This is a genomic window from Desulfarculus baarsii DSM 2075 (assembly GCF_000143965.1).
In the GTDB taxonomy this organism is placed as follows: Bacteria; Desulfobacterota; Desulfarculia; order Desulfarculales; family Desulfarculaceae; genus Desulfarculus; species Desulfarculus baarsii.
In genome coordinates this window covers 412,795-432,997 of the sequence record NC_014365.1, presented here as the reverse complement: position 1 = coordinate 432,997, position 20,203 = coordinate 412,795, and the positions used below count along the sequence as shown (strand labels likewise).

The window sequence follows — 20,203 nt, the reverse complement described above, 5'->3', positions numbered from 1 at the left end:
ATAAAACATCATGCAACTGCCGGCCGGCCTTGACGAAAACTTTCGCTTCATGATCCTGGAGGTGCGCAAGCAGCTCGAGGAGACCCTGAGCTGCCTGGCCGAACCGACCCTGGCCCGGCGCGAAAAAATCACCAACCGTGACGACTACATCGACTCGATGAAAGGCCTCATCGAGGAAAAGTCGTTCTCGTGCCTGGTGGGCCAACCCGTGGACCGGGCCACGGCCAACCTGCTGCGCTGCCTGATCACCATGGCCAGCAACCTCGAGCGCATCGCCGATTTCGCCGTCAACGTGGTGGGCCAACTGCAATACCTGGGCGAGGCCCGCTTTCTGACGCGCTACGATTATCAGCCCTACTTCGACGAGGTGCTGGCCGGCCTGGAGATGATCGTCCCGGCCATGGAGCGCCGCGATCTGTCGCTGGCCCTGGGCATCTGTCAATGCGAGTTCCGCCTGGACGACCTGTTCAAGGCGACCATGGGCCAGATACTCACCGACCTGCAACGAGGCCGGCACACCGGCGAGCTGGTCACGGCGCTGTTCATCTATCGCTACCTGGAGCGCATGGGCGATTCGCTGTTGAACATCGGCGAGGCGCTGATCTTCGTTCTGGTGGGCGAGCGCCTGAAGATTCATCAATACGAGGCCCTGCAGGACACCCTGGCCGCCTCGGGCCTGGGCGCGCCCATGACCGAGGTGGAGTTCAGCTCCTTCTGGGGCAACCGCTCGGGCTGCAAGGTGGGCGCGGTGGCCGACAAGAGCGACTCGTCGCGGGCCCATCGGGTCATCTTCAAGGAAGGGGTCCGGGCCAAGATCCTGGCCGAGAAGCAATCCATCGAGCACTGGCAAAAGGTCATGCCCGGCCTGCCGCCGCGCTTGTTCGGCTTTCAGGAAAACAACGGCCAGGCCTCATTGTTGCTGGAGTACCTCAGCGGCTGCACCGTGCAGGAGGTGCTGTTGACCGCCGCCGACGAGGTGGTCCAGAACGCCCTGTTCATGACCACCGAGACCATGGGCGCGGTCTGGCGGGCCACCCGTTGCGAAAGCCCCGGCCGGGCCAATTTCATCGGCCAGCTCTTGTCGCGGCTGGAGGACGTCTACCGGGTCCACCCGCGCTTCGAGGGCGAGGCGGTGCAAATCGGCCCGCTGGAGGTGCCCTCGGTGGGCATGCTGTTGCGCCGCGTGCAGGAGATCGACGCCGAGCTTTGTTGCCCTTTCAGCGTGCTGATCCACGGTGATTACAACCTCAACAACATCATCTACGACCACAAGCAGCAGCGCCTGCACTACCTGGACCTGCACCGCTCCGACCCCGGCGACTACGCCCAGGACGTCAGCGTCTTCATCGCCTCGTGCCTGCGTCTGCCGGTCTTCGAGCCGGCCCTGCGCCGCCGCCTGGGCGCGGCCGCCCGCGAGATTCTGGCCTTTGCCCTGGCCTTTGCCCAGCAAAACAACGACGCGTCCTTCGAGGCCCGCCTGGCCCTGGGCCTGATCCGCTCGCTGATGACCTCCACCCGCTTCGAGCTAAACGAAGATTTCGCCCATCATCTGTATCTGACATCGCTTTACCTCATGGAAAAAATCATCGGCCACCGCGGCCGGCCCTGGGCGGAGTTTCGCCTGCCGGGCCAGGCCCTGGTCGGCCTGGAGGTCATATGAGCGCCAACGCGTCAAAACGGGTGGGCGTGGTGGGCCTGCCCGAGGGCTGGTCGACCATGCGCCTGCAACAGGCCCTGACCCAACGGGGGGCCACCGCGCCGATCATCGACCCGCGCCGGCTGGAACTGGACCTGGAGCGCGGCGTGGTGCGCCATCTGGGCCAAAATTTGGCCGAAATGGACGGCCTGGCCCTGAAAAAACTGGGGGCCAGCTATTCGCCTCATCTGCTGGACCGCCTGGAGATGCTGCGTTTCCTGGCCGAGGGCGGCCTGCCGATTTTTTCCGCGCCCGCGCGCGTGGGCCCGATGATCGACCGCCTGGGTTGCACGCTGTTGCTGCGCCAAAACGACATCCCCATGCCGCCGACGGTGGTCACCGAGGACCAGGACGTGGCCCTGGAGGCCCTGGAGCGCCTGGGGCCCTGCGTGCTCAAGCCGCTCTACACCTCCAAGGCCCGGGGCATGATCGTCCTGGAGCCGGGCAACGGCTGCGCCGCGGCCCTGGCCGCCTTCCGCGAGCAGGGCCACCGCTTTTTTTATCTGCAACAAATGGTGCGCCCCGGCGGCCGCGACCTGGGCCTGGTCTTTCTGGGCGGCCAATACCTGGCCTCCTACGCCCGGGCCGCCCGCTTCGAGCCCGTGCACGGCCGGCCCCAGCCCGGCGGCGGCAAGTATCTGGCCTGCGACCCCGGTCCCGAAGTCATCGCCCTGGCCGCCCGGGCCCAAGCGCCCTTTGGCCTGGACTTCACCTGCGTGGACGTGGCCGAAACCGCCGACGGCCCGGTGGTCTTCGAGGTCTCGGCCTTTGGCGGCTTCCGGGGCCTGCTGGAGTCGCAAGGCGTCGACGCGGCCGGACTCTACGCCGACTATATCCTGGAGAAGCTGCGATCATGAGCGCCAAGACGCCCACCGCGCCCCAGTTGGCCCAGCGCCTGGGCCTGGACGACCGTCCCCTGGCCCACGCTCTGGACTTGAACCTGGCCGGTTGCCGCCTGCGCCTGGAGAGCGATTCGCCGGGGCTGGTCAACGGCCTGCGCCGTTATTTCAGCGATTTCCTGGCCCATGGCCAGGCGGGCCCGGCCGATATCATCGTGCGGGCCATCGAGGCCGCCGCGCCCGAGTTGGGCCTGGCCCTCCGCGAAAAAGCGCCCGACCCCGGCAAGGACAAGATCAAGGAAGAATTCCTCGACTTGCCAGACGGCGGCCGCGTGGTGCGCAAGCGCCTGACCGGCATGGTCTTTTTGCTGGGCGACGGCCTCAACCTGGCCGTGGGGCCCTGCCAGGCCAACGACAACCAGGTGGTCAATTTCATCAACAGCCGGCACATCCAGTGGCTGCTCGATCGCGGCCGCCTGCTGTGCCACGCCGCGGCCGTGGCCAACCACGCCGGCGGCCTGGCCATCGCCGGCCTCAGCGGCCGGGGCAAATCGACCCTGGCCCTGCACATGATGGGCCTGGGCCTGGATTTCATCTCCAACGACCGCCTGCTCATCGGCCGCGACGCCCGGGGCCTGCGCATGGAAGGCGTGGCCAAGCTGCCGCGCATCAACCCCGGCACCGTGCTTGGCACGCCCGGCCTGCAAGGCGTGATCCCGCCCGACGACCTGGCCGGCTTCGCCGCCCTGCCGCCGGACGAGTTGTGGCGCCTGGAGCACAAATACGACGCCTATCTCGACGAATGCTTCGGGCCGGGCCGTTTCCGGCTGGGCGCGCCCCTGGACGGCCTGGTGGTGCTGACCTGGCGGCACGGCGGTGGCCCGTTTTGCCTGGAGCGAGTCACGGCGGAGCGCAAGGCCCAGTTGCTGGAGGCCTTCATCAAGTCGCCGGGCGTTTTTTATCTGCCGCCCCAAGGCCAAGGGCCCGACATGAGCGTGGCGGCCTATCTGGCCATGCTCGGCGATTGCCCGGTTCACGAGCTAAGCGGCGGGGCCGATTTTCCCGCCGCGGCCAAGGCCCTGCACGGCCTGCTGCCGCCGGCCATCCCCCGCCTGGCCTATCAACCATGACCGACCGCCCCGTCACCTTCGCGCGCCTGAGCCGCCTGGCCCGCCTGCCCGACCCCGTGCGCCTGGCCCGCTTTCGCCGCGCCCCCGACCTGGGGCCGCGGGTGTTGTTCTTCAGCGGCGGCTCGGCCCTGCATCAGCTCTGCCGCCGGCTCATCGATCACACCCACAACTCCATCCATGTCATCACCACCTTCGACTCGGGCGGCAGTTCGGCCGTGCTGCGCCGGGCCTTTGGCATGCCTGCCGTGGGCGACATCCGCAACCGCCTGATGTCCCTGGCCGACCCCGGCATCCAGGGCAACCCCCAGGTGGCCCGCCTGTTCGCCCACCGCCTGCCCAGCGACCAAAGCGCCCAGACCCTGGCCGAGACCCTGGCCCTGATGGTCGCCGGACGGCATCCCCTGGTGGCCGCCACGCCCGACCCCCTGCGCAAGATCATCCGCCAGCACCTGGCCCGCCTGGCCCAGGCCCTGCCCGCCGATTTCGACCTGCGCGGGGCCAGCCTGGGCAATCTGACGCTGTGCGGCGGCTATCTGGATCACGACCGCCACCTGGACCCGGTCATCTTCATGTTCAGCAAAATGGCCGAGGTGCGCGGCGTGGTGCGGCCGGTCCTGAACGCCGACCTGCACCTGGCCGCCGAACTGGCCGACGGCCGCCTGGTGCTGGGCCAGCATTTGCTCACCGGTCGCCAAGGCCCGGCCCTGAGCGCGCCCATCCAGCGGCTCTACCTCTGCGCCGGCCTGGACGACCCCCGGCCGGCCCGGGCCGCCGTGCGCCAAAAACTCTTGGACCTCATCGGCCAGGCCGAGCTGATCTGTTTTCCCATGGGCAGCTTCTACACCAGCGTGGTGGCCAACCTCCTGCCCGACGGCGTGCGCCAGGCCGTGGCCCAGGCCCCTTGCCCCAAGGTCTACGTGCCCAACCTGGCCGGCGACCCCGAACAGATCGGCATGACCCTGAGCGGCGCGGTGGCCACGCTTTTGGCTTATCTGGGCCAGGGCCAGCCGCCCGGCGCGCGGCCCCTGGACCTGGTGCTGATCGATTCGCGCCTGGAATATCCCGGCGGCCGGGCGCGGCCCGAGGAACTGCGCGAGTTGGGCGTCGACGTCATCGACGCGCCCCTGGTCGCCGATCCAGCGGCCAAGACATTTGATCCAGACTGTTTGTTGGGTGTTTTGCTATCATTGATCTAAAGTTGGCTAGTGTTTTTCCACGAAAGGAGCCTGCAATGGGCAAAAACGAGATCGAGATCAAATCCAGCCTCAACCTGGCCCAGGCCGCCGGCTACCTGCGCGACCTGGCCGCCTGCCTGGAACAGGGCCGCGTGGTCTTGCAGCGGGGCGACGAGTTCATGGAGCTGTGCCCGGCCCAAAATCTGGAATTGGAGTTGGAAGGCGCGGCCAAAAAAGGCCGGCAAAAGATCAGCCTGGAGTTGAGCTGGCGCTTGGGCCACGTCGAACCGACCGCCCAGCTCAAGATCAGCGCCGAGGCCCCCACGCCGCCGCCGGTCGAGGAAGCCGCTCCCGAGGCCCCGGCCGCCCCGGTGGCCGCCGGCGAAACGCCCGTGATCGTCGAGGCCCCGGCCGAAAGCCTGACCAAAGCCGAGACGCCCGAGGACGAAGAAAAGAAAGCCGGCCGCGGCGGCCGCAAGTAGGCCCACGCCGGGGGAGCAGTCGCCATGGCCTCCGAGGAACAGACCAAACGCCTGCTTTCGGCCGGCCAGGCCGCCGAGCTGCTGCGCGCCCTGGCCGCCGAGTTGGATCAAGGTCGCCTGGGCGCGGCCGTGCTGGCCGACCAGGCCCTTCTGGAGCTGAAACAGGCGCTGAAGGAAAAAGACGGCAAGACCAGCCTGGAGCTGAAGCTGAAATATCGCGGCCCAGCCGCCCAGGCGGCCCCCAAAAGCGCCGGCCCGGCCCCGCGCGGTTACAAGAGCCTGAAAAAGGCCATGGCCAAGTCGTGGGGTCAGCTCGAAAAAACCCTGGCCCAGGGGCAAACGCCATCGCCGGAGCTGACGCGGCTTTTCGTCGAGCAGAGCCGGCGCATGGTCGGCTTTGCCGGCAAGGGCGACGAGCACTACCCGGCCTATCTGGCCCTGGTCCAGGCCCTGCAAACGGCCGTGGAGGCCGGCGCGCTGGATCAGGCCCGCCAGGCGGCCCAAGACCTGGCCCAGCGCAAAAAGGCCTGCCACGAGCAATACAAATAAACTACGCCACAAAAAATAGACCGTTGCACGGGGGCGCCTGCCCCCGTGCAATGTTTTGTGAAGCTAGCAGCTTGTTGATGCTTGATGTTTTGAGGCCGTTGCACGGTGAAACACAACAAATGTTGTAAAAACAGATAATTACCGGTGAAACATGCATTCTACCGTGCGGCGGCCGAAACGCGCCATGGACGGCGCGCACGGGACAGGACGCCCCCGTGCAGCACTCTCGTTTTGTGATTTAGCCAGGCAATGGCCTCAAAAAAGGATGCGGTGGAAAAGCGCGCCGGGATGGCGTTCTTTTCCACCGCGTTTTTGCCCTGCGGGAGCAGGCCCGAGCCCCCGAGAAGCAGGGAGGGAGGAGTGGCGCAGGCCCGGCTCGGGTCGAGGCTCCCAAAACAAAACCCCAGCCCAAGTCTGGACTGGGGGACTGCACCCTGCTTACTTGGCCGCCCCAGCGTGAACGTTTGTCCCGCCACGGGCGCGTGGCCCCTTGCGACACCGGTCTTCCGCCGGCATGGGCAAACGTTCTTGGAATCGGCAGGTCTTCTGACTCCCGGATCATCCTACTTGCCGCGCCTTCCCAATCCCTTGCGGGATCAGTGGCTTGTCACGCGACTTTCGTCCCCGGTCACAGCGGCGGGACCGTGGCGGATTCTCACCGCCTTCCCTATTGAGCCCTCGCGGGCGCCGACTCCGGCCTATGCTGTTTCAAAGCTACGCCGATCTCCCGGCCTCGTCAAGCAAATTCAACCCCAAAAAACGCCCGCCACCCTAGTCTTTCAGGCGAAAGGCCGCCGCCACCGGCAGATGGTCCGAGGCCTGGCCGGCCTCGACGACCACCCGCCGCCAGACCAGCTCCAAACGCGTCGGGTCATAGAAAATATGATCGAGCTTGCGGCTGGGCCGATCGGCCGGAAAAGTCAGCGTGGCCGCCTCGTCGGCCGAGCCACCCTGGTCGAAGGCCTCGCGCAGGCTCAGGGCCGTCATGGCCGCCAGCGTCGCCTCGCCCCGAAAATCCTGTTCGGGCTCGTCGACAAAGCCGGTCTGGACCCTGGCCCAGGTTGGGGTGGTGTTGAAATCACCCATGACGATCAACGGCCCCCGCTCGCGCAGCCGGGCCAGGATCGCCGCGGCCTGGCGGGCTTGCCGCTCCCGCGTGGGACGGTCCCAGGCCTCCAGGTGCAGGCAGGCCAGCCAGACCCGCCGGCCGCCCAGCTCCAGCGCCGCCGTCTGGACCAGGCGGTCCATGTAGAGGGCGTTGTAATAAAAGGGCGTATCGCCGCGTGGGGCCAAGGCGTGGCGCTCCAGGTCGGCAAGCGGATAACGCGCCAGCAGGGCCTGGCCCGAGACCACCCGGCCAAAGTGATGTTGAGGCGGCCAATAGGGGTAGGGCACGTATTTTTTGTCCCAGCCCACGGCCTTGGTCAGCCAACCCAGGCCCAGGCCTTGGGCCAACAGCACGGCCTGGTCTTGGTCAAAGCTGCGGCTGGCCGCGAAATCGACCTCTTGCAGGGCCAGCGCGTCGGGACGCAAGGGACCAAGCGCGGCCACGGCCCGGGCCAGATTGGCGGCGTAAAGCTCCCGACTCCTGGCCACGGGCAGGTTGTTGGTCATGCCCGAAAAATAGCCGATGTTGTAGCTGACCACCACCAGCTCTTGGCCCGGCCGAAACTCGGTCGCCGCCACGCTGGGCAGATGCTCCAGGCTGGACCATTGCTCGGCCGGCAGGTTGGCCGAGCCGATCCAGAAAAACAGCCCCGCCAGGCCAGCCGCCAGCAACAGCAGAAATATCGTCATTTTTTTGAGCATGTTATGCGCATTTCTGCCGGACCGGCTTTAAGTCTACGCCCGGCCGACATCCACGGCCAGCTGACGCACGCCGGCCATGATCTGGGCCAGGTCCATGGTCAGCAGCCGGCCGTTTTCCACCACCTGGCGGCCGGCCACGAAGACGTGGCGCACGTCGGCGGCCCCGGCGGCGTAAACCACCAGCGACAGCGGGTTGTACATGGGCTGGAGCCTGGGCTCGTCGCCGCGCAGGATCACCACGTCTGCGGCCAGGCCCGGGGCCAACCGGCCGCAGACCGCGCCCAGGCCCAGGGCCCGGGCCCCCTGGCGGGTGGCGCAGTCCAGGGCCTGGCTGGCCGGCAGGCACGAGGGATCGGCGCTGTAGATCTTGCTGGTCAGGGCGTCGAGGCGCATCTCGCCGAACATGCTCAGATCGTTGTTGCTGGCCGCTCCGTCGGTGCCCAGGGCCACGGTCAGACCGGCCGCGCGCAGGGTGGGGATGTGCGCCAGGCCCGAGGACAGCTTCATGTTGGACTCCACGCACGAGGCCACGGCCACGCCGCGCTGGGCCAAAAGCTCGGCCTCGCCCGGGGCCAGGGCCGAACAATGCACCGCCACGTTCAGGCCGTCCAGCAGGCCCAGGGCCTCCAGGTGGCGCGGCGGCGTATTATTGTGCATCCGACGGGTCAGGGCCACCTCGGCGACGGTCTCGCTGAGGTGGGTCATCCAGATCACGCCCAGCTCCCGGGCCAAATCGGCCACGCCGGTGAGGGTTTGCGGCGAGCAGGTGTAGACGCTGTGGGCGAACAGGGCCGGGGTGATCAGCGGCGAGACGCCTTGCCAGCGCTGGATGAATTGGCGGGCCAGGTCCAGGTTTCGCGCCGGGTCGGGGCAATCGGCGGTGGGAAAATCCAGGATGCCCTGGGCCACCACGGCGCGCATGCCGGCGGCCTGGTAGGCCTCGGCGGCCTGGTCCATGCAAAAATAGGCGTCGCAAACGGTGGTCGTGCCGCCCAGGAGCATCTCGGCGGCGGCCAGGCGCGTGCACAGCCCGACCATGGCCGGCCCGACAAAACGGGCCTCGGCCTTGAAGATATGCTTATGCAGCCAATCTTCCAGCAGCAGATCGTCGGCCAGGCCGCGAAAAAGGGTCATGGCCCCGTGGCAGTGGGCGTTGATCAGGCCGGGCATGATCAGGCCGCCCTGGACGTCGAGGCGGCGGGCGTGGGCCGGCGGGTCGTAGCCGGCCGCCTCGCCGGCGTAGATGACGCCTTGATCGTCAAAGGCCAGCAGGCCCTTGGCGAAGACTGTTTTGACGTCGGCGATCAAGGGGCCGCCGGCAATGACTGTGATTTGGCTCACAGCAGCTTGCCTCCGGTGAGGGCGTCGGCGCATCGCCGGAAATTGCGCAGCACTTCATCCTGGTCGATGGTTGTCAGCTGGCGGTCTTGCATCAGCACCTGGCCGTGGCAGACGGTGTGCATGACGTCGGCGGCGCGGGCGGCGTAGACCAGGTGGCTGACCGGGTTGTACATGGGCGTCAGGTGGGGCTGATCGGTGTCGATGACGATGACGTCGGCCAGGGCCCCGGCCTTCAACACGCCGATCTGGCCGGCCATGCCCATGGCCGCGCCGGCCTGGCTGGTGGCCAGGGCCAGAACCTGGGCCGCCGGGGCGGCGGTGGGGTCCATGGTGGAGACCTTGCACAGCTTGGCGCAGGAGTCCATCTCCTCGAACATGTCGAGGTTGTTGTTGCTGGCGCAGCCGTCGGTGGCCAAGCCCACGGTCAGCCCGGCGGCCAACATGCGCCGCAGGGGCATCACGCCGCTGGCCAGCTTCATGTTGGATTCGGGGCAGTGGGCCACGCGCACGCCGGCGGCGGCGGCGCGCCGAATCTCGGCGTCGCTGAGGTGCACGGCGTGATCGATGAGCAGATTTGGCCCGCACAGGCCCAGATCCTCCATGACCTCGTAGGGCCGCTGGCCCCATTTTTCCAGCACCAGCTCGTTTTCGACGGCCGTCTCGGCCAGATGGATCACCAGATCCACCCCGGCGTCGGCGGCCAGGCGGCCGGCCCGCTCCATCAGCGGCCGCGAGCAGGTGTAGAGGGCGTGGGTAACCACCGCGCCCTTGAGGCGGGGATGATCCTTGTAACGCTCGATCAGCTCGGCGCAGACCTTGAAGCCGTTTTCCAGCGGGCCGTAGCAGGGGCTGGGAAAATCGTAAAGCACCTCGCCGATCACCGCGCGCAGGCCGCTGCGCTCCACCGCCCGGCCCACGTCGTGGGCGAACAGGTACATGTCGTTGAAGCAGGTCACGCCACCGCGGATCATCTCCAGGCAGCCCAGCATCGTGCCCCAATGGACGGCTTGGCCGTCGAGCTTGGCCTCGACGGGAAAGATGTGCTCGTTCAGCCACTGGGCCAGGGGCAGGTCGTCGGCCAGGCCGCGCACCAGGGTCATGGCCGTGTGGGCGTGGCAGTTGATCAGGCCGGGCATGATCAGCCCGCCCTTGGCGTCGAGAACCTGCGCGCCCTGGGCCGGCGGGGCGTCCTGACGCGGGCCGGCGTAGACGATGCGCGGGCCGTCGGCCAGCACCACGCCGTCGGCGATGGCCTGGGCCGGCCCATCCATGGTGATGAGCATGCCGTTTTGGATCAGAAGCATGGCGGAAATATCTCCGTGGTCAATTGGTGAGCCGAGCCAGCACGCCCTCGATCAGCGTGGCCATGTCGTCACCGGCCATGCCGGCGTTTTCGATGACCAGTTCGATGGGCGCCGGCTGCATGTCGGCGGGGTCGTTGATGTTGCTGATGGCCGAAAAGGCGGCCACGCGCAGGCCGTGGTGCCTGGCGGCGATGACCTCCAGCACCGTGGACATGCCCACGGCCTGGGCCCCCAGCACGCCCAGCATGCGCGTCTCGGCCGGCGTCTCCATGGATGGGCCCATCAGGCCCACGTAGACGCCCTCGTACATGGCCACGTCTTTTTCGGCGGCGACCTGGCGGGCCAGCGCCAACAGGCACGGGTCGTAGACCTGGACCATCTCGGGAAAACGCACGCCCCAGGCCTCGACGTTGGGGCCGACCAGGGGGTTGCGGCCGGTGAGGTTGATGTGGTCGGTGACCAGCATCACCCGGCCGGCCCGCCACGAAGTATCCAACCCGCCGGCGGCGTTGCTGAACAGAAAATAGCGCGCGCCCAGCTCGGCCAGCACCCGCACCGGCATGGTCACCTCGGCGGGGCCATAGCCTTCATATAGATGAAAGCGCCCGGCCAGGGCCGCCACGTTTTGCCCGCCCAACCGGCCAAAGATCAGCTCGCCGGCGTGACTCTCGACGGTGGAGACGGGAAACTGCGGGATGTCTTGGTAGGCCACGCTCAGCACGGGCTCGATCTTGGCGGCCAGGCCCGAGAGCCCGGTGCCCAGGGTCAGGCCCACCATGGGCCGAAAATCGGCCGGAAGCAATGGTTCTAGATAGTTGACGGCGGCGTTGACTTTGTTGACTAGCTCCATTGGCCAGCTCCTGGTCAGGTTTTTCTATTATGCGTGGAGGCTAATCTCGGGGGAAGGGCCTGTCAATTTTTTTTCACGTTAACCATGCACATTTATTATCAAATGGCTAAACCATATCGTTTGCTAGGTCTTTGGAAGGTTGACAGGGCTCGACCTGGCCTTCATAGTTGGGAGCAGAAAGCACTAATGATGCAGAGCATACACAAAAAAATAAAGCTGCTGGCCGGCGTGTTTTTCGTGATAAATATCGCGGCCATTGGCTTGTGGTTGCTGCTTGGCTCCCCGTTGCCGCCGGACATTGACTGGCGCGACCCGGCGGGCAAGGCGGCCAAAAAATCCTTCGTGGCCAAGCTGGAAAAGCTGCAAGCCGACTGGGACATGCCCACCGAACAGCGCCAGCGCATGCTTTGGCCGGTGGTGCGCCGCATGGCCCAGGAGGGCGGCCTGGAGCCGGCCACGGTGATGGCCGTGCTGGCGGTGGAGAGCCGTTTCCGGCCCCACGCCATCAGCCCCGACGGCGCGCTGGGCTTGATGCAGATCATGCCGGGCACCGCCTCCAGCCTGGGCTTCAAGAGCGCCGCCGAGGCCATGGACCCCATCGCCAATCTGCGGGCCGGCATCGACTACCTGGCCAAGCTCAAGCGCAAATATTCCGGCGACCTTAACCTGGCCCTGGCCGCCTACAACGCCGGCCCCGGCATGATCAGCCGTCACGGCGGCATGCCGCCCTTCGAGGAGACCCAAAAATACGTCCAACTGGTGCTCAGCGAGCGCGAACGCTTCCGGGCCAGTCACCAGGCCCTGGCCAGCCGCTAGCCCGCCGCGCGTCAGCGACGCCCCACCGCCGTCCGCCCAAACCTTGGGCGGGCTTTTTTGTTGTTGGGCCGCGCCGGCGAAAGGCAATACAAAACCCGTCGTCCGGCCGTGGCGCGAAAAAGACGCCACGGCGCGGACGCGGGTTCAGGCGCGTCGGAAGCAACGGGGTGGGCAAGCCGCCCCGGCGGGCCAAGGCCGCCTATCTATTTGCGACGCTGATGCCGCGTGCGCCGCAGGAGTTTGCGGTGCTTGTGCTTGCGGATCTTCTTGCGGCGTTTTTTGATTACGCTACCCATGAAACATTCCTCTGCCGAGAATGGGCCCAAGCGCGCCATTCAAGGATTTGTAGTTGAATGCCGATTAGCTTTAGAGAGGCAATTTATACCCGACACGAAGCGCTTCGGCAAGAATAAATGCGGCCCTAGGGCGTGGGGCCATCCTGGCCCGCCGGCTGGGAGGGCGTCCAGGCGTCCTCGGGGGCCTGAAGCGGGGCCGGCGACGGGCTGGGCGTCGGCGTGGCCTCGGCGCTGGGCAGCACGCGCAGCAACACGGCCGCCGGCGGCAGGTCGCGGCGGCGCGGGTCGGTCAGGTAATAGCGGTCGATGGCCGCCACGGCCTCGGCCAGGTTGAGCCCGCGCAGGCCTTCTAGGGCCTGGCTGGCCCCGCGGGGGGCCACCTGGGCGTAGGCCAGGGCGTCGATCATGCCGCGCACGTAGGAGAGCTTGAGCAGCATGTCGCCGCCGTCGGATTCCGGCGGGCCCCAGGCCGAGGCCGGCAGCAGCCGCAGGTCGGCCCCGGAGGTCGGCGGGGCGATGACAAACGGTTCGGCGGCGGCGGCCGGCCGGGCCAAGGCAATGAAAACCATGGCCAAAACCAGCGAAAGGGCCTTTAACTTGTTGACTGGGCCGGGGCTTTTTGCAATCATTTCCGATAAGCTCCCTGAAATGACCATGACAAATGTTCCAAAGGCGCGATCATGGCCGATGATCATGCAGACAGCATAGCCGAACTGGCCGCGCTGGTCGAGCGACTGTCGCGGGCCTGGCTGGCGGCCGCCCCCCAGGGCGCGCCGGCCGGCGGCGAGTCCGTGGCCGGCCGGCCGCTGGCCGCTTGGCTGGCCGAATTGTGGCCCGGCGCGGCCGGCTGGAGCGGCCTGGCCGTCGACGAGGAACTGGCCGCGCTGCATCTGAGCCGCCGTGGCCAGGAGCGCCGCCTGCGCCTGAGCGAACTGGAGCGCCTGCGCGCCAACATGGACAAGGCCCAGGCCCGCATCAACCAGATGCGCCATGGCGCCGATCAGCGCCTGGAGGCCTTTGGCCAGGCCCTGCAAAAAGCCCAGGCCGCCGAAGAGCGCCAACGGGCCATGGCCCAAGAGGCCGCCGCCGCCGCCCGCCAGCATCGCAAACAGGTTTTGGCCCACAACCGCTGGTTGCAGGGCCTGACGCCGCTCGGGCGCAAGGCCTTCCGCGACGCCCAGGGCCGCCAGGTCGACTGGGATCACGTGCGCCAGGTGGAGGCCAGACGCCGCGCGGCCGAGGCCCGCCAAAACGCCGAGGAAGAACGCGCCCACATGCTGGGCCTGGAGCTCAAAGAGGCCATGGCCCAACGGGCCGCCGCCGCCCGCGACCTGGCCCTGGCCCAAAGCGCCGACCGCCACGCCGCCCGCTCCGAGGCCTTGGCCCAGGCCAAGCTCAGCGCCGCCGCCGCCGGCCTGAGCGGCCGCAAGGCCCTGCTGATCGAGGCCGTCGAGGCCGAAAAGCAGGCCCGTGAGCTGAAGCTATTGTGTCAAAAAACGCGGCAGTTGGCCCAGGAGCTGCTGGAGCGCGCCGTGGTCGAGGCCCCGGCCGACGATCCCCTGCCCGCCGCCCGCCTGGCCCTGGCCGAGGCCCAGCGGCGTCAGGCCCACCGCCTGCGCCTGGAAAAGATTCTGCGCGCCCAGGACGCCCGCCTGGCCCGTTTGACCCGACGCGGCGGCGAGGCCTTGAAGGCCGTGCGCCGCGTCAACCGCCAGATCGAGGCCCTGGAGCTGGCCCTGCCGGCCCTGGTGGCCACGCTCAACGGCCCCCAGGCCGCCGACCCGGCCATCCGTGGCAAGGCGGCCAGCGAGTTGTCGCTTTTGTTGGCCGGCCTGGACGATTTGACGCCCCAGGCGGCCCAGGCCCAGCTGGAGGTCGAGCGCCTGCGCCTGGCCCTGGAGTTGGGCCTGGAGCGCGCCAAGGGCCTGCTGGAGGCCTGGCGCGAGGCCGTGCGCCTGGGCCGCGAGCAGCGCAACGCCGCCGGCCAGGGGCTGGAGCGCGCCCGGCAATGGGCCGCCCAAGCGGCGGCGGCCGCCAGCCAGGCCCAAGAAGCCGGCCGGCCGGTTTTGTTGGCCCTGGGCGGGCTGCGCCACGGCCAGTTGGCCCCGGCCCTGGGCCGGGTCATCGAAACGGTCGGCGCGTTGCGCCAGCGGGCCAAGGCCGCCCTGGCCGACGCCGACACCCTGGAGGCCGCCCTGAACGACCTGGGCTTCGTGGCCCTGAACAAGCCGCCCATGGCCCTCAAGCCCCATTCGTTGCCCCTGCGGCGCATCAGCGGCCGCAACGTGCATTTGTCTCGCCTGGAGGCCTTGGGCAAGTCGGCGCGGCGTTGGCGGGGCCTGGCCGAGGGCGGCCTGATTCGCGCCGTCAGCCAGCCTCTGCGCCAGGTGGCCCTCAACCTCAGCGGCAGCCTGGGCCTGCTGGCCCAGGATCACGGCCAGTTGCGCCAGAGCCTTGACCAATCACGCGAAGAATCCAGCCAACTGCGTCAAAGCCTTGATCAATCCAACCTGCAAGGCCGGCATCTGCAAGAAAACATCGCCCGCCTCAAGGCCGTGGCGCACCAGCAGCGTCAGACCATCCAGCAGCAGAGCGCCCTGCTGGCCCAGGCCGACGAGGAGCGCCGCAAGGCCGCGGCGGTCTCGCACCGGCTGGAACAGGCCGTGGGCGACATCGAAAACCTCTCGCTGATGCTCGAGCGCAGCCGGACCATGGCCGAGGCCCTGCGGGCCAAATCACTCGAGCGCCACCGTCGTCTGCGCCAAAGCCAGGCCGATCTGGCCGCGGCCATGAGCCACGTGGAGATCAGCCGCCAGCGCCAGTTGGAGTTGGAAACCACCCGCAAGGCCCCGGAGCGGGCCCAAGGTCGCCTACAGGCCTCGCGTCAGCGCCTGGAACGGGCCACGGCTCAACGCGACGAGCTGCAAAGCCGCCTGGCGGCGGTGGAGGCGGCCCAGGCCGCCAACGACCTGCGCCAGGCCCAGGCCGGCGGCATCCAGGCCGAACTGGAAGCCGCCCGCGAGGAGGCCCGTCGCTGGGCCGCTCTGGCCGGCGACATGGTCGTGGCCATGGGCCTGGGCCATCAGCGCAACCAGGAACTGGAGCGCCAGGTGCTGGATCTGGCCGGCCAGGCCGACGATCTGCGCCAGCGCCTGGGCCAGCTTGGCGTGTTTTTGGCCCTGGCCGCCAAGGGGCAGCGGGCCCAGCTCTCATCGGCCCAGATGAGCCGCCTGCTGGAGCGCCTGCGCGGCGCGCGCCAACGGCTGGCCGCCGCCGGCCGGGGGGCCATGGGCCAGTTGCTGCTCATCGGCGGCCTGGTCAGCGGCCTGATCCTGTTCGCCGCCGACAACCCCAGTAAGGCCACCCTGCGCGGCCCCGATTCCGTGGCCGGCCGAGCCCTGGACCATGGCGAAGAACCGGCCGAGATCGCCCGGGCCGCCCAGCGCGATCAGGCCCAGGCCGTGCTCGCCGACAGCACCGTCGGCGGCCCGCGGCCCCTGCCGCTCTACAAGCCAAACCCCGAAATGACCCTGGAGGAGCGGGCCCTGACCCGCCGCCTGGCCAGCGCGGCCCATCTTTCGCCCAAGGCCCTGCTGCGCAGCGCCCGGCAGCTTTTCCCCGACCGTGACGTCATCGACGCCGCCGACCTGCACGAACTTGTCGACGCCAGCCAGGTTCTGGCCAAGCGCCACCCGCTGATCTTCCAGGAGCTGGCCGTGCGCGGCCTGCCCAAAACAGCCCTGGGCCTGGCCGCGGTGACCCCGGCGGCCGAGGAGGGCCGCGCCCTGTTCCTCGACCGCCTTTACCGAGAATATCGTGACCTGGGCTTCACCGACGAGCTGGCCCTGGCCGCCCTGACCCAAAACGAGACCGCCGTCCGCCGGTTGAAAGATCAATGGCAACCCTCGCAATGGTTTCACGGCAAGGTGCGGCCCCTGCCCGAGGTCGAGTCCATGAGCCTGGAGCAGTTCGTCGAGCGCATGGCCCCCTACATCGCCGACCGGGCCAAGGTTTTCATGAAGCTCAAGGACATGCCCGTCTCCGGCGACATCGCCCTCTACGGCCGCAACCTGGCCTTCGACATCTATTGCGCCGCCCACAAGTTTCAAGTGCCGCTGACCTTCATGCTGGCCATCGGCCATCAGGAGACCTGGTACGCCAACATCCTCGGCGACAACGACCTCTCGGCCAGCCCGTTCCAGATCTACCAGCCCACCAAGCTGACCATCATCGACAGCATGGCCACCGCCGGCATGGTCGCCCCGCCCAAGACCATCGACCTGCAACAGAACCTCAGCATGGCCGTGTTCATGGCCGCCTACCACCTGCGCGAACTGATGCAGCAGGCCCACGCCCCGGCCCAGGGCAATCGCCCGGCCACCATCGACATGGACCGGGTGATGAAGGCCTACAACGGCTCGGACAGCTACGCCGGCAAGGTGGCCGGCCGCCAGGGCGAACTGGCCATGTTTTTGGCGCAAAACCTCTAGACCAGAGGCCCCCTTCCTTTACAGCCGGTAAGCATCTTTGCTACCGTGAGGGGTGTTGAACCGCAAAGCTCGCCGCCCGGCCAAGGCCGGCATGGCTCTACTCCACATCGAGGTGTCAGATGAAAAAAATATGGATTGTTTTCGTTGGGTTGGCCGTGGTGGCGGTGGCCGCCGGCCTGGCCGTGATGCTCACGCCCGACGCCAAAAAGATCCGCGTCATACTCGATTCCCAAGGCAAGCAAGCCGTGGAGGCCTACCTCAAGGCCGAGACGGGCAAGGACATCGCCCTGACCTACGCCAAGGCCGAGGACACCTCCGACGGCCTGCTGCTCCACGATCTGACCCTGGCCGAAAAAGCCGACCCCAACAAGAAGATCGTGGCCAAGACGGCCCTGCTCTCGGAGTTGGTCATCGACACCGAGGGCTGGGGCATGTCGGCCACCTTCAACGACATCGTCGGCGGGCCCGGCGGCCGGAACGGCCTGCGCGGCCAGGTCATCGAACTGAGCAAGGTCAAGGTCAGCCACGACGGCAAGTCAGCGACCATGGCCGCTTTCAAGGCCAAGGATCTGAGCCTGGCCGACGACGACGCGGACCTGCGCCTGGCCGAGGCCGAAATGACCGGCTTTCAGTTGGAAAACGGCAACTTGGTCAAGATATCCAAGGGTTCGCTCAAGAACCTGAGCGGCCAGCCCGAAAAAGGCGGCCAACTGCGGCTGGACGAACTCAACTTCGAAGGCCTGCAAACCCACTCGGACGAACAGTTTTTCGTGCTGGACGTCGGCGGCCTGGGCGGGCTGAAGGCCACGGCCCCCGGCTATGACGTGGCCATCGGCGGGGCCTACGTCGAAGGCCTCTACCTGGACAAGGAAAACGTCTTCCGCCTGGGCAAGGCCGAGGCCAAGGAGTTCAAGTGCGTCGCCGAGGGCGACGGCCTGGAGTTTAGCCTGTTCAGCCTGGCCGGCGTGGCCCAGATGGATTTCGACGAGCCGGAGACCTGGCACTTCGGCGCGGGCAAGCTCGAAAACGTGATCGTCCACGGCGGCGGGGCCAAACTGGCCTCCATCGCCAGCCTGGACAGCGAAACGACCAACAACAACAGCGTGATCGCCTTTTCGCTGAACCTGCGCGAGCTGTGGATCTCCACCGACTCCATGGACCCGGCCGAACGCGCCCAGATGGAGGCCATGGGCGTCAAGCAGATCAAGTTCGACGCGGCCATGGCCTACGAGGCCGACCTGAAGAAAAACACCCTGGACGTGAAGGAAATTTCGCTCAAGGGCCAGGATCTGGGCCACCTGACCCTGCGCGCCGCCTTTGGCGAGATCAAGCTCGACCCCAACGACGTGGGCCGCTCGCTGGAGGCCAGCGCCAACGTCATCACCATGGCCAGCGGCGAGTTCGCCTACGAAGACGGCGGCCTGGTGCGCCAGATCATCGTCGCCCAGGCCAAGGAAGCCGGCGTGAGCGCCGATCAGTTTGTCGAGCAACAGTCGGCCCCGATGATGGCCATGGCCAAGCAAAGCGGCGGCCAGGAGATGCTGGCCCTGGCCGAGGCGATGGACAAATTCCTGAAAAATCCCGTGAAGCTGGTGGTCAAGGCCCAGCCCGAAAAGCCGGTCAAGCTGATGGACCTGGGCGCCATGGATCCGGCGGCCATGCTGAAGCTGCTGCGGGTGACGGCCCAGGCCAACTGACGCCGGCCGCGGCGACAAGTCAAATCGGGGCCTCCGCGCGGGGGCCCCGCGTTTTTCAGGCCCTTTGCCAGCCCATGACGATGACGCCCATGCCCGCCAGGGTGATGGCCGCGCCCAGCCAGTCGCTGGCCGTCAGCCGCGCGCCATCGACGAAACGCAGCCACAGCAACGCCGTGACCACGTAGACCCCGCCGTAGGAGGCGTAGATGCGGCCGCTGGCCGCCGGATGCAGCGTCAGCAGCCAGGCGAACAGCGAAAGGCTCAGCGCCGCCGGCAAGAGCAACCAGGCCGAACGCCCCTGGCGCAGCCACAGATAGGGCAGATAGCAGCCGATGATCTCGGCCAGGGCCGTGACGACGAACAGCCCGGCCGTTTTGACGATTACGATGAGTTGATCCATGCCCGCGCCCCCCGTGTCGCGGTGAAGCCTAATCCGGACGGGCGCGCCAGGCCAGCAGGCAGACAATGGTCGAGGAAAGGCCGTTGGTGAAGACGTCGCGCCAGTCGCCCACCCGCCAGGGCAGCAGGTGCTGCAAAAACTCGTCGGCCGCGCCGATGGCCGCGCCAAAGATCAACGCCGCCCACAGCCGTGGCTGGCCCAGCCAGAAATGCCCGGCCCAGCGCCAGCACAACAGCCCCAGCACGCCGAAAACGACCACATGCACCGCCTCGATGTGGTTGGCCCTGCTCCAGGCCAAAAGGCCCAGAGCCAACGCGCCGCCGGCCAGCGCCCAGCCGGCGGCGGCGCGGCGGCCCTCCGGCAGCCGCCGCAGGCCGACCACGGCCCAGGCCAGTCCCGCCAGGCCGGCCACGGCCACCAGGCCCAGGGCGCGGGCGCGGTTTTGCGGGCCCTCCAAATAGGGGCCGGCCAGACGACCCCACAGCGAACAGCAGACGATGAAGGCCAGCCACAGGGCCAGCAGCAGGTTGTCGCGGGCCCTGACGGTCACCGATGCTAGGCCGTGGCCGCCGCGCGCAGCTTGGCGATGGCCGCGGCCACGCCGTCCTTGTCGCCGTAGATGGCCGAACCGGCCACGAACACCGAGGCCCCGGCCGCCGCCACCGGCCCGATGGTGGCCGGGCTTACGCCGCCGTCGACCTGGATCAAGATCTCGCGGCCGCTTTGTTCGATCATGCGGCGCAGGCGGGCGGTCTTGGGCGTGTTGGCCGGGATGTAGCTCTGGCCGCCGAAACCGGGGTTGACGCTCATCAACAACACGTAATCCAGGTCGTCGAGGATATTTTCCAGCACGCACAGGGGCGTGTGGGGGTTGAGGGCCACGCCGGCCTTTTTGCCCAGGTCGCGGATGTGGGCCAGGGTGCGTTGCAGGTGGGTGCAGGCCTCGGCGTGGACGCTGATCCAGTCGGCCCCGGCGGCGGCGAAGGCCTCGATGTATTTGTCGGGCGTCTCGATCATCAGGTGCACGTCGAAAGGCAGGGCGCAGACTTTACGGATGGCCGCCACCACCGGCGGGCCGATGGTCAGGTTAGGCACGAAGTGGCCGTCCATGACGTCGACGTGGATCCAGTCGGCCCCGCCGTCGGCGGCCTGGCGCACGCCCTCGCCCAGGGCGGCGAAGTCGGCCGAGAGGATGGATGGGGCGATCATGACCATGTTTTTGCTCCTTGGGCTGGGGCGCGGAAAGCCGGGTCGATGGCTCAAGTTTTACCATAAATCCGGCCCGCTGGAAAACCGCGCCGCCCGACCCGGCCAGAAGCCTTGCCTTTG

General features: G+C 67.7%; 18 protein-coding genes and 1 riboswitch. Of the genes, 9 read left to right on the top strand and 9 right to left on the bottom strand.

All coding sequences use genetic code 11. The features are described 5' to 3' along the window. Nucleotides 1-10: 10 nt before the first annotated feature. From DEBA_RS01915 to DEBA_RS16675, 6 genes are read left to right on the top strand one after another with little or no spacing between them, the layout of a single operon-like run. On the top strand, nt 11-1,660 hold the full coding sequence (locus DEBA_RS01915) for a PhoU domain-containing protein (RefSeq protein ID WP_013257214.1): 1,650 nt from the start codon (nt 11-13) through the stop codon (nt 1,658-1,660). Then, nucleotides 1,657-2,553: a GAK system ATP-grasp enzyme gene (locus tag DEBA_RS01910; protein WP_013257213.1), complete on the top strand. Its 897-nt coding sequence runs from the start codon at nt 1,657-1,659 to the stop codon at nt 2,551-2,553. The genes DEBA_RS01915 and DEBA_RS01910 overlap by 4 nt, the downstream gene beginning before the upstream one ends. Next, nucleotides 2,550-3,665, top strand: a complete 1,116-nt coding sequence (locus tag DEBA_RS01905) for an HprK-related kinase B (protein ID WP_013257212.1) — start codon at nt 2,550-2,552, stop codon at nt 3,663-3,665. The genes DEBA_RS01910 and DEBA_RS01905 overlap by 4 nt, the downstream gene beginning before the upstream one ends. After that, nucleotides 3,662-4,861 (top strand): GAK system CofD-like protein, encoded by a 1,200-nt coding sequence (locus tag DEBA_RS01900; protein WP_013257211.1) that lies wholly within the window; start codon nt 3,662-3,664, stop codon nt 4,859-4,861. The genes DEBA_RS01905 and DEBA_RS01900 overlap by 4 nt, the downstream gene beginning before the upstream one ends. A 35-nt stretch (nt 4,862-4,896) precedes the next feature. Beyond that, nucleotides 4,897-5,322 carry an amphi-Trp domain-containing protein gene (locus DEBA_RS16680; protein WP_013257210.1) on the top strand — a complete coding sequence of 142 codons (426 nt, stop codon included), beginning with the start codon at nt 4,897-4,899 and terminating at the stop codon, nt 5,320-5,322. Nucleotides 5,323-5,346: 24 nt separating this feature from the next. Further along, entirely contained in the window at nt 5,347-5,871 is a 525-nt protein-coding gene (locus DEBA_RS16675; protein WP_013257209.1) for a GAK system XXXCH domain-containing protein, read from the top strand. A gap of 519 nt (nt 5,872-6,390) precedes the next feature. Next, nucleotides 6,391-6,578, bottom strand: a riboswitch (cobalamin riboswitch). A gap of 64 nt (nt 6,579-6,642) precedes the next feature. On the opposite strand, the gene DEBA_RS01885 is transcribed toward DEBA_RS16675, so the two are convergent. The 4 genes from DEBA_RS01885 to DEBA_RS01870 are packed head-to-tail and all read right to left on the bottom strand — an operon-like array spanning nt 6,643 to nt 11,175. Next, nucleotides 6,643-7,680, bottom strand: coding sequence for an endonuclease/exonuclease/phosphatase family protein (locus tag DEBA_RS01885; RefSeq protein ID WP_013257208.1), 1,038 nt, complete (start codon nt 7,678-7,680; stop codon nt 6,643-6,645). A 33-nt stretch (nt 7,681-7,713) separates the two neighbouring features. Then, the gene (locus DEBA_RS01880) at nt 7,714-9,021 is read right to left on the bottom strand and encodes an amidohydrolase (protein WP_013257207.1); all 1,308 of its coding nucleotides are present in this window, start codon (nt 9,019-9,021) and stop codon (nt 7,714-7,716) included. After that, entirely contained in the window at nt 9,018-10,325 is a 1,308-nt protein-coding gene (locus DEBA_RS01875) for an amidohydrolase family protein (protein WP_013257206.1), read from the bottom strand. Before DEBA_RS01875 ends, DEBA_RS01880 begins: the two co-directional genes overlap by 4 nt. Before the next feature lie 19 nt (nt 10,326-10,344). Then, entirely contained in the window at nt 10,345-11,175 is an 831-nt protein-coding gene (locus DEBA_RS01870; protein WP_013257205.1) for a purine-nucleoside phosphorylase, read from the bottom strand. 186 nt (nt 11,176-11,361) lie between these two features. On the opposite strand from DEBA_RS01870, the gene DEBA_RS16670 reads away from it, so the two are divergent. Further along, complete coding sequence (locus tag DEBA_RS16670) at nt 11,362-11,991, top strand: lytic transglycosylase domain-containing protein (RefSeq protein ID WP_013257204.1); 630 nt, start codon at nt 11,362-11,364, stop codon at nt 11,989-11,991. A 203-nt stretch (nt 11,992-12,194) separates the two neighbouring features. On the opposite strand, the gene DEBA_RS17565 is transcribed toward DEBA_RS16670, so the two are convergent. Then, nucleotides 12,195-12,287 carry a 30S ribosomal protein bS22 gene (locus DEBA_RS17565; protein WP_013257203.1) on the bottom strand — a complete coding sequence of 31 codons (93 nt, stop codon included), beginning with the start codon at nt 12,285-12,287 and terminating at the stop codon, nt 12,195-12,197. A gap of 125 nt (nt 12,288-12,412) precedes the next feature. Next, complete coding sequence (locus DEBA_RS01860) at nt 12,413-12,916, bottom strand: hypothetical protein (RefSeq protein WP_013257202.1); 504 nt, start codon at nt 12,914-12,916, stop codon at nt 12,413-12,415. 51 nt (nt 12,917-12,967) lie between these two features. On the opposite strand from DEBA_RS01860, the gene DEBA_RS01855 reads away from it, so the two are divergent. Both DEBA_RS01855 and DEBA_RS01850 read left to right on the top strand, forming a co-directional pair. Continuing rightward, entirely contained in the window at nt 12,968-16,777 is a 3,810-nt protein-coding gene (locus DEBA_RS01855) for a coiled-coil domain-containing protein (RefSeq protein ID WP_013257201.1), read from the top strand. A gap of 119 nt (nt 16,778-16,896) precedes the next feature. Further along, a complete protein-coding gene (locus DEBA_RS01850) occupies nt 16,897-18,474 on the top strand; it encodes a hypothetical protein (RefSeq protein ID WP_013257200.1) in 1,578 nt (525 codons plus the stop codon). A gap of 55 nt (nt 18,475-18,529) precedes the next feature. Here DEBA_RS01850 and DEBA_RS01845 read toward each other — a convergent pair whose 3' ends face one another. From DEBA_RS01845 to rpe, 3 genes are read right to left on the bottom strand one after another with little or no spacing between them, the layout of a single operon-like run. Beyond that, nucleotides 18,530-18,856, bottom strand: coding sequence for a YnfA family protein (locus DEBA_RS01845; RefSeq protein WP_043814937.1), 327 nt, complete (start codon nt 18,854-18,856; stop codon nt 18,530-18,532). A gap of 46 nt (nt 18,857-18,902) precedes the next feature. Next, nucleotides 18,903-19,424, bottom strand: coding sequence for a VanZ family protein (locus DEBA_RS01840; protein WP_013257198.1), 522 nt, complete (start codon nt 19,422-19,424; stop codon nt 18,903-18,905). A gap of 5 nt (nt 19,425-19,429) precedes the next feature. After that, entirely contained in the window at nt 19,430-20,089 is a 660-nt protein-coding gene (rpe, locus tag DEBA_RS01835) for a ribulose-phosphate 3-epimerase (RefSeq protein ID WP_013257197.1), read from the bottom strand. Nucleotides 20,090-20,203 lie beyond the last annotated feature (114 nt).